This window comes from Methylobacterium nigriterrae (genome assembly GCF_037106235.1).
GTDB lineage: Bacteria > Pseudomonadota > Alphaproteobacteria > Rhizobiales > Beijerinckiaceae > Methylobacterium > Methylobacterium nigriterrae.
In genome coordinates, this window is sequence record NZ_JBAWTG010000193.1 from 1 (window position 1) to 6265 (window position 6265).

At 63.4% G+C, this 6265-nt stretch carries 5 protein-coding genes and 1 pseudogene; 5 read left to right on the forward strand and 1 reads right to left on the reverse strand.

The annotated features are described in order from the left end of the window. Positions 1-760 precede the first annotated feature (760 nt). The 4 genes from WDW90_RS33710 (at position 761) to WDW90_RS33725 (ending at position 2336) form a co-directional block, all read left to right on the forward strand. The gene (locus tag WDW90_RS33710) at positions 761-904 is read left to right on the forward strand and encodes a YjiS-like domain-containing protein (protein WP_336492044.1); all 144 of its coding nucleotides are present in this window, start codon (positions 761-763) and stop codon (positions 902-904) included. A gap of 421 nt (positions 905-1325) precedes the next feature. Further along, positions 1326-1493, forward strand: coding sequence for a hypothetical protein (locus WDW90_RS33715; protein WP_336492046.1), 168 nt, complete (start codon positions 1326-1328; stop codon positions 1491-1493). Positions 1494-1757: 264 nt separating this feature from the next. Next, on the forward strand, positions 1758-2036 hold the full coding sequence (locus WDW90_RS33720) for a hypothetical protein (protein WP_336492047.1): 279 nt from the start codon (positions 1758-1760) through the stop codon (positions 2034-2036). 159 nt (positions 2037-2195) lie between these two features. Continuing rightward, entirely contained in the window at positions 2196-2336 is a 141-nt protein-coding gene (locus WDW90_RS33725; protein ID WP_336492048.1) for a hypothetical protein, read from the forward strand. A gap of 1461 nt (positions 2337-3797) precedes the next feature. Here the strand turns inward: WDW90_RS33725 and WDW90_RS33730 are convergent. Further along, the gene (locus tag WDW90_RS33730) at positions 3798-4406 is read right to left on the reverse strand and encodes a TetR/AcrR family transcriptional regulator (protein ID WP_336492049.1); all 609 of its coding nucleotides are present in this window, start codon (positions 4404-4406) and stop codon (positions 3798-3800) included. Between the two features lie 170 nt (positions 4407-4576). Here WDW90_RS33730 and WDW90_RS33735 point away from each other — a divergent pair. Continuing rightward, positions 4577-5734, forward strand: a pseudogene (locus WDW90_RS33735) (NADH:flavin oxidoreductase/NADH oxidase). Positions 5735-6265: the final 531 nt, after the last annotated feature.

The window sequence follows — 6265 nt, forward strand, 5'->3', positions numbered from 1 at the left end:
TGGCCCTGGAACAGGAGCGCGGCGTCCTCGACCCGGATCGTGGCCCCGGCCTCGGCCGAGACCTCGCGCGCCGCCCCCAGGCCGAAGCTCGGTCCGAGAAGCTGCCAATCCAGATCGTCGATCGTGTTCACGGCGATTGCACCGCGCCAGTCTGGATGCGCGGAGCACCCGCGGTTCGAGCGCTATCGGACGAGCGGCGTGACGTTGACGCGCTCGGTCACACGGAAGCGAGAGCCGATCGCGCGCGTCCGCTCGGCTTCGGCGCGACCTCACGCGGGAACACTGATATCATGATGCGCGCGTCTTCGAGTGTGCGGGTCCCAAACCGTACGGGCGCCAAAAACTGAAGGAGAAGCCCAGTAAGGCTCGAGCATCTATCAACAAGAAAACTTGTAAACCAATCGCTTGCTGCGGCCGGCCGTCCCCCGCCGCGAGTTCCTGATCTTTCGGCCAACGCGGGAGCGCGTCCGGGGAACATGAGGCGGCGTCGGGTGCCTGCCTCGTCCGCGCCCGCCGAGCGGCTGCAGCCCACGATGCTGGCGATCAGGACGACCGCTTTATCGCGCTCGCCGCTTGCCGGTTCCTGTCTTGGTCCTCACCGGTTGCTGCCAGTCAGCTGTGCCGTTTCCTCCAAAGGATAACACAGGACATGTTGCAGTCGCCGAGCAATCAAATGATTGCTGGCATCGGTGCCTCCGAGCACAGATTTCTCTGAGTCGGGCGCTTACCAATCTCCGGGCAACCAGCCTGGAGAACGGCGATGTTGGCATCGGTGACCCGCCTTGTGCGGCATTGGTACTGCACGCGACGCGCTTACCGGGAATTGGAGATCCTCGACGACAGAAGCTTGGCGGATATCGGGATTGGTCCCCACGAGGTGCTCTATCGTCACACGTGGAGCTGACCGAGCGCATCACGACGCGCGTTGAACGCGCCAAGTCGCGTTGCGGACTGGTGCATGCCGTTCCGTGAAGCCCGGTGCATGGACGTCGTCCGGTTCCCGCCGGGCCTCCGACCCGACCGGGCTGAAACGGGACGTGCCTGCTCCGGGACAATCGCATCCCCGCTTGCGAACGCGGCAGGCGCAGTGTTGCGGAACTTGTCCGAGCGCCACGGTGCGGCGGCTCGCCCGACGCGCGGCGACAAAGCAGAACAAGAAAACCAAGTTCCGGGCCGAAGTCTGGCTCTTGTGAGGCCGCTCAAGATTATCGCCCAAGTACTGCCAAGCTGGAAGCGCACAGGCACGAAGACATGTGTGCCGCGGCACAATAATTTCTCGGCTTTGGGCGCATCGTGTTCGCGATCAGGGGGAGTGGGAGGTGATCATGCAGGTCATCAATCGCCCGCATCTCGACGGCACCATCATGGCGCTCCTGGCTGTCACGCTTCTCCTGGCGCTGTCCTTGATCACTGTTTCCGCAGCCAGGAATGTGTACGACGCGCAGACCCGCGAAATTGAGCGCGCTCTTCGTCATCTCAGCGCCGCACCGTAAGCAGATGCAGCTGTGCCGTACAGTACAGCTCCACCACGAGCGGGCGCTGGCCAGACAAGATCCGCTTGGCTTAATGGGCCGGCGATGATTGAATAAGCGGAAGAATCGCCGCAGATGCAGTGAGGACACACAGGACCTTGCCGGAAGTTGAAGGCATTCGGCAGCCAGAGCTCAGGTTGCTGGTCTGAACCCGTACAGTCTCTTCATAAGGCGAAGGTGATGTGGAACCGCGCTGCAGCATGCGGCGACAGGAGCCCATGGCCCATGACCGTCATGATCTCGGATCCGGCGAGCGGCTGGCCCAGGACGTCGGTTCCGCTGCTCTCCTGCCCATTTGTGCAGCGCCTGATCTCGATCCTCTCGGAGGATCTGTCCGACTCCCCGCGCAGGCAGGACGAACTCCTGCTCAAGCTCTTGCTGGCGTTGGAGATGGAGGCGGAGAACTGCGACGCACCGGACGCTTCGGTCAATATGATCGCGCGGGTGCGTCGGCTGGCGGGAATGGCCGCGTGCCGCGCCGCGCAGTCGGGCCATGCACCGTGACCGGTCACCAGCGTCGCCGTGAGCATTGATCCGGCGATCGTGGTTCGGAACGCTCGGTCAGCGACAGCGCGCAGGGGGCCGAGCGGCTCGGCCCGGATCCGCGCGCCCCGGAACGAGTGGGTCAGCCATGCATTGCCGATCATCCCGCAGGAGGTCACCATGACGGAGAAGAAGGGCCACGGCAGCGCGGCGGCCAAGAAGGCCAACGCCAAGGCGAGCCGCGAGGGCAAGTCGAATCCGCGAACCTCCTCCTCGGCCCAGGCCGAGCTCGGCAAGAAGGGCGGCAAGTCCAAATCGTGAGGGCTGGGCCATCCGCGTTTGATCCGACGCACGGTGCCGCCAAGTTCGACAACGGCGCTGGACGACCGAATCCGCGCCCCGGCGGCAGTCAATCAGTGAGGGCAATGCCGGGGTCAAACAGATAGCCGAGCGCTTGCACGTGCAGGCCGATGCGATGGCGGGAGCGTGCATGAGCGCGGCTCCGGCGGCCGCCCTCCGGCATTGCGCGGAAGCGAGGGAGCCTCGCTTCCGCATCTTTCAGGGAGCTGGGCGCGCACGACCACATGGCCCTATGCCGGGCTAGCGAACATCCGACCCGCGCGGCCGAACTACCCTGTTCGCTTCGATCGGTCGCGCTGATGCATAGCGCAAAATTGACCCTCTTCAGCCTGAAAAATGTCAGACATTTCAAGAAAGTTATCGCCTAAAAAATTGAGAAACGTCGCCCAAATCTACGTCGCAACAAGCATGCCATAGCCCATATTTCGGTTGTGGAGTGTACAACCACCATATGGGCTCAGAGCGTAGAGACAACACGTCCGGGCAAATAGCTCGCAACTTCAATCGGTGCATTGTCTGGAAGTGAGGATCAGCGGAAGATGCGGCATCAGAGAAAGCATAATACGACGATCCATGCCTCGTTCTGCTGGAATTTCAAACGCAATTTCGAACGGCTCAAAAATTAACTAATTAATATATCGGCCGAATTTGAGTGTGATCAAGAAGTCTTCCGCGTGCGATATGGTCCACGAGGCCCGTACGGCTTCTTGCGAACCTGCTTCGATGTAAAAGGACTCAAGTCTTTCAGTCTGATCAAGACGCCTGAAAGGGTATCGTCACCCTGTAATGTCGCGACTGCTCGTATTTCGCCACGCCGCGTGGCAGATAGTAGAGTGGAAGTTGAAACTAGACACCGACGAGGTGCTTTCGAAACAGCTGCCAAATATTCCGTTACTGTAGAAACTACTATAGTATTGCTGCAGAAGAATTTGAACCAATCATCAATATCTTTTTGGCGGATTAGATATCGGTGCTTGCCGCCAGGTTTGCCGCCGGTATTCCAGACCGGAATGATTCCGCAGCGAACAAGCGCCTTAACGAATCCGGCGCCGACACCAAGTCTCTTTGGAAGGCGTGCCAAGGGAACGGCGTCTAATAAATCAGCCTGTATACGTCCACATTCGCCTTTTTCGACGCGAATTGGTACGCCTTTCTGCGTCTTCCGCGTGGTGTCTGGCGGCAGGATGCACCCTCCCGCGGTGGGAAGGTCAAGGCCTTGGATCCGGGGCTCAGCCTTCGAGGCCTATGCCTGCGATCCTCGACGCGGCAAGCCCCGCAGCTCGCCGGACGAGACGAACCGCGAGGGTGTCGGTGGACCATCCAGTCGCGCGCGAAGGCTCTCAGCGCCTGCTGGAGCGTCAGCCAGATCTCGTGGTCGTGGCGGAAGCCGAAAGAGCAACGGACCACATTTGGGCTTTAAGCTCAGGGCAGCATCGCCATCGATGCCCTGGCAATCCGCTCCAACTCCTCGCGGGGGGCCCCATCCCGCGCCTGGACGGACATGCCCTGCAGCACGGTCGTAAACACTGCAGCAAGCGCGCCGACGTCCGTCCCAGGCGGCAGGTCGCCAGCCGCAATCGCGTGTTCGAAGCGCCTCAGGAAGTTGGCTCGACTGACCTCGCGCAATGCCTTCATCGCGTCGTGAACGTCCTGCGCCTCAGGAGAGACGTTGGCGGTCGCAAGCACCACCATGCAGCCGCAGGGGGCGTCGAGCGAGGACAGCACAGCGGCCGCATCGAGCAGGAAGCGCTCCATCGCTGTTCGCAGGCTCGGTTCCTCGGCGAGCTTCTGCCAAGGCGCCGCCCAGTAGGTCGTCTCATAGTGCTTGACGGCCTCCATGAAGAGCGACGCCTTGTTGCCGAAGGCGGCGTAGAGGCTCGGCGGGTTGATGCCCATGGCCGCACACAGCTCGCCCATCGTCGCCGGCTCGTAGCCGCGCTTCCAGAACACCTCCAGGGCGCGGTGGAGAGCCTGCTCCCGGTCGAAGGAGCGGGGCCGTCCCTTGCTCCTGTGCGGCGTGATCGCGGTCATCGCGTCCTCGGTGTCGTTTCGCACATCAGGCCTCAGCGCAGACGGTTCGGGGTTGACGGCCTGTAATGCCCGTTACAGATGTAGCGTCAGTAACGACCGTTACAATAACCTATCCCGCACGAACGTCAGCGCCGCGGCGAGCTTCCCGGCGCAACGGAGACTTTTGCCTAATGGCCAAGCTGTTCGAACCCCTTACCTTGCGCAACCTCACCCTGCGCAATCGCCTCGCCGTCTCGCCCATGTGCCAGTACCAGGCCGAGGACGGGTTCGTGACCACCTACCACACCGTCCACTACGGCAAGCTGGCGCTGGGCGGCTTCGGCCTCATCATCGTCGAGGCGACCGCTGTCTCGCCGGAGGGGCGCATCACCCACGGCGACGTCGGCCTTTAGCGCGACGAGCAGGTCGAGGGGCTCGCCGGCATCGCGGCCTTCATGAAGTCCCAGGGCGCGGTCCCCGGCATTCAGTTGGCCCATGCCGGCCCGAAGGCCAGCATGCAGCGGCCCTACTACGGCGATGGCCCGCTGACCGATGCGGACATCGCCCGCGGCGACCGGCCCTGGGCCATCGTCTCGGCCAACGCGCAGGCGGTCGACGACGGCTGGCTGGTTCCGGAAGCGCTCGACGCGGCCGGCATCGAGAAGGTGAAGGCCGACTTCGCCGCGGCGGCCAGGCGTGCCCTCAAGGCCGGCTTCGAGGTCGTGGAGATGCATGCCGCCCACGGTTACCTGCTGAACTCGTTCCTCTCGCCGCTCACCAACAAGCGGACCGACGCCTATGGCGGAAGCCGCGAGAACCGCATGCGGCTGCCGCTTGAGATCGCTCGCGAGCTGCGCGCGATCTGGCCGGCCGACAAGCCACTGTTCGTGCGCGTCTCGGCGGTCGACGGCCTCAAGGCCGGCGTGACCATCGAGGACACGGTTGCTTTCGCGCACGAGCTGAAGGCCATCGGCGTCGACGTGGTCGATGTCTCTTCGGGCGGCGTCGGCACGGTCTACGAGCACCCGAGCGGCTACGGCCACCAGGTGCCCTACGCCGAGCGCGTCAAGCGTGACACCGGCCTGAAGACCATGGCGGTCGGCCTGATCGTCGATTCGTTCCAGGCCGAGCAGGTTGTCGCCGGCGGCCATGCCGATCTTGTGGCTATCGGGCGCGAGGCGCTGCGCGACCCGAACTTCGCGCTCAACGCCGAGCAGGCGCTCGGGGCCGCCCCGAAGGACGCGCCCTACGAGAATTGGGTGCCGCAGCTCGGCTGGTGGCTGAACGGGCGCGAGCGCAAGATCCGGCGTCTTGGCGCCTGGTCGAACGGCGAGGACGTCGCCGCCTGAGACGAGCCTCAGCCGAACCATACGCAGGGGCGCCACGCCGTGGCTGCCTCTGCGCATCCACATGCCGGGGTCGCTGCTCCTGGCCGTGGTTAAGCCAACTGCTGTTTCATCTCAGGCGAAGTTGCGCCGACGCGGCCGGGTCGACTGAAAGCCCACTCCACTCGGGGCTCTGCATGCGACGCTTCTCTGACCGTCGAAAGGTCTGCTTGCCGGCAGCCTGATTGGCCTTGAACGACCGTACGTGGCCGCAAGCGGCCTGTCCGCTTCGGGGCTCAAGCTCTATGGGTAAGCGGACGTCCCGCGGTGCTCAGGTGAATGCCTCAATATGACCCAAAGCGGCCTCTGGGAACGCCCGCTTGCGGGCGGCCGGCTGCAGACCCAGACCCTTATGTGTGATCCAGAGTACGAATTGGACGCTGATCGGCGTGCTAATACTACTGTGTCACAAGAATGGGGTGTATGAGGGGTGATCCGATCTCGTGCAGGAGCGCGGCATGGATGCCCTGAACTCTTCGTTGGCCGACCAGCCGC

Bases quoted from the DNA above. Each gene is read 5' to 3' on its own strand.
- WDW90_RS33730 (WP_336492049.1), bottom strand. From the start codon at position 4,406: ATGACCGCGATCACGCCGCACAGGAGCAAGGGACGGCCCCGCTCCTTC.
- WDW90_RS33725 (WP_336492048.1), top strand. From the start codon at position 2,196: ATGACGGAGAAGAAGGGCCACGGCAGCGCGGCGGCCAAGAAGGCCAAC.
- WDW90_RS33715 (WP_336492046.1), top strand. From the start codon at position 1,326: ATGCAGGTCATCAATCGCCCGCATCTCGACGGCACCATCATGGCGCTC.
- WDW90_RS33710 (WP_336492044.1), top strand. From the start codon at position 761: ATGTTGGCATCGGTGACCCGCCTTGTGCGGCATTGGTACTGCACGCGA.
- WDW90_RS33720 (WP_336492047.1), top strand. From the start codon at position 1,758: ATGACCGTCATGATCTCGGATCCGGCGAGCGGCTGGCCCAGGACGTCG.